The following is a 2,996-nucleotide window of genomic DNA, read 5'->3' on the forward strand; positions in this document are numbered from 1 at the left end:
GCGCTTACACACCCCACCTATCAACGTTGTGGTCTCCAACGGCCCTTTAGGACCCTCAAGGGGTCAGGGATGACTCATCTCAGGGCTCGCTTCCCGCTTAGATGCTTTCAGCGGTTATCGATTCCGAACTTAGCTACCGGGCAGTGCCACTGGCGTGACAACCCGAACACCAGAGGTTCGTTCACTCCGGTCCTCTCGTACTAGGAGCAACTCCCTTCAATCATCCAACGCCCACGGCAGATAGGGACCGAACTGTCTCACGACGTTCTGAACCCAGCTCGCGTACCACTTTAAATGGCGAACAGCCATACCCTTGGGACCGACTTCAGCCCCAGGATGTGATGAGCCGACATCGAGGTGCCAAACACCGCCGTCGATATGAACTCTTGGGCGGTATCAGCCTGTTATCCCCGGAGTACCTTTTATCCGTTGAGCGATGGCCCTTCCATTCAGAACCACCGGATCACTATGACCTACTTTCGTACCTGCTCGACCTGTCCGTCTCGCAGTTAAGCTGGCTTATGCCATTGCACTAACCTCCTGATGTCCGACCAGGATTAGCCAACCTTCGTGCTCCTCCGTTACTCTTTGGGAGGAGACCGCCCCAGTCAAACTACCCACCAGGCACTGTCCGCGAGCCCGATTCAGGGCCCTGCGTTAGAACATCAAACATACAAGGGTGGTATTTCAAGGACGGCTCCAGCGCAACTGGCGTCACGCCTTCAAAGCCTCCCACCTATCCTACACATGTAGGTTCAATGTTCAGTGCCAAGCTGTAGTAAAGGTTCACGGGGTCTTTCCGTCTAGCCGCGGGTACACCGCATCTTCACGGCGAATTCGATTTCACTGAGTCTCGGGTGGAGACAGCATGGCCATGGTTACACCATTCGTGCAGGTCGGAACTTACCCGACAAGGAATTTCGCTACCTTAGGACCGTTATAGTTACGGCCGCCGTTTACCGGGGCTTCGATCAAGAGCTTCGCTTGCGCTAACCCCATCAATTAACCTTCCGGCACCGGGCAGGTGTCACACCCTATACGTCCACTTTCGTGTTTGCAGAGTGCTGTGTTTTTGATAAACAGTCCCAGCCATCTGGTCACTGCGACTCCCAACTGCTCCATCCGCAAGGGACTTCACTGTCAAGAGCGAACCTTCTCCCGAAGTTACGGTTCTATTTTGCCTAGTTCCTTCACCCGAGTTCTCTCAAGCGCCTTGGTATTCTCTACCCGACCACCTGTGTCGGTTTGGGGTACGATGACTTGTAATCTGAAGCTTAGAGGCTTTTCCTGGAAGCAGGGCATCAATGGCTTCACCACCGTAGTGGCTTCGTCTCGTGTCTCAGTGTTGTGTCTCCGGATTTGCCTAGAAACACCACCTACGCACTTTCACCAGGACAACCGTCGCCTGGCCCACCTAGCCTTCTCCGTCCCCCCATCGCAATTACAAGTCGTGCAGGAATATTAACCTGCTTCCCATCGATTACGCCTTTCGGCCTCACCTTAGGGGTCGACTCACCCTGCCCCGATTAACGTTGGACAGGAACCCTTGGTCTTCCGGCGAGGAGGCTTTTCACCCCCTTTATCGTTACTTACGTCAGCATTCGCACTTCTGATATCTCCAGCATACCTCTCGATACACCTTCGCAGACTTACAGAACGCTCCCCTACCACTCACACATAAGTGTGAATCCGCGGCTTCGGTGCCTGGTTTGAGCCCCGTTACATCTTCCGCGCAGGCCGACTCGACTAGTGAGCTATTACGCTTTCTTTAAATGATGGCTGCTTCTAAGCCAACATCCTAGCTGTCTGAGCCTTCCCACATCGTTTCCCACTTAACCAGAACTTTGGGACCTTAGCCGGCGGTCTGGGTTGTTTCCCTCTTCACGACGGACGTTAGCACCCGCCGTGTGTCTCCCGGATATTACTTACTGGTATTCGGAGTTTGCATGGAGTTGGTAAGTCGGGATGACCCCCTAGTCCAAACAGTGCTCTACCCCCAGTAGTATTCGTCCGAGGCGCTACCTAAATAGCTTTCGGGGAGAACCAGCTATCTCCGAGTTTGATTGGCCTTTCACCCCCAGCCACAGGTCATCCCCTAACTTTGCAACGTTAGTGGGTTCGGTCCTCCAGTTGATGTTACTCAACCTTCAACCTGCCCATGGCTAGATCACCCGGTTTCGGGTCTACACCTTGCAACTAGACGCCCAGTTAAGACTCGGTTTCCCTACGGCTCCCCTATACGGTTAACCTCGCTACAAAATGTAAGTCGCTGACCCATTATACAAAAGGTACGCAGTCACCCCGAAGGGCTCCCACTGCTTGTACGTACACGGTTTCAGGTTCTATTTCACTCCCCTCACAGGGGTTCTTTTCGCCTTTCCCTCACGGTACTGGTTCACTATCGGTCAGTCAGGAGTATTTAGCCTTGGAGGATGGTCCCCCCATATTCAGACAGGATGTCACGTGTCCCGCCCTACTCGATTTCACTTCAAGGTCGTTTTCGTGTACGGGGCTATCACCCTGTATCGCTGGCCTTTCCAGGACCATTCCACTAACTTCCAAGAAACTTAAGGGCTAATCCCCGTTCGCTCGCCGCTACTGAGGGAATCTCGGTTGATTTCTTTTCCTCGGGGTACTTAGATGTTTCAGTTCTCCCGGTTCGCCTCGTTGCACTATGTATTCATGCAACGATACCTAGCTTATGCTAAGTGGGTTTCCCCATTCGGAAATCTGTGAGTAATAGCGTCTCTTACCGACTTCTCACAGCTTATCGCAGGTTAGTACGTCCTTCATCGCCTCTGACTGCCAAGGCATCCACCATGTACGCTTAGTCACTTAACCATACAACCCCAAGAAGTGTCGTCGAAACGACGCGACTTGTTGTTGTACAACAAGGACCAAATAAAATTTGGTTTTCGCCAAGAAGTTTCCAAAGCACTTGTAACAAATGTTTGAGAACTACTTTTTAAATCAGCTTTCCAGATTGTTAAAGAGCA

Annotated in this window: 1 rRNA gene; it reads right to left on the minus strand. The window is 52.3% G+C overall.

Annotated features, from left to right (window positions below):
- Positions 1-2,841: ribosomal RNA gene (locus BN1127_RS01400) — 23S ribosomal RNA — on the minus strand; the annotation flags it as partial.
- Positions 2,842-2,996 lie beyond the last annotated feature (155 nt).

The sequence above is a fragment of the Aeromonas media genome, from assembly GCF_000819985.1.
In the GTDB taxonomy this organism is placed as follows: Bacteria; Pseudomonadota; Gammaproteobacteria; order Enterobacterales; family Aeromonadaceae; genus Aeromonas; species Aeromonas media.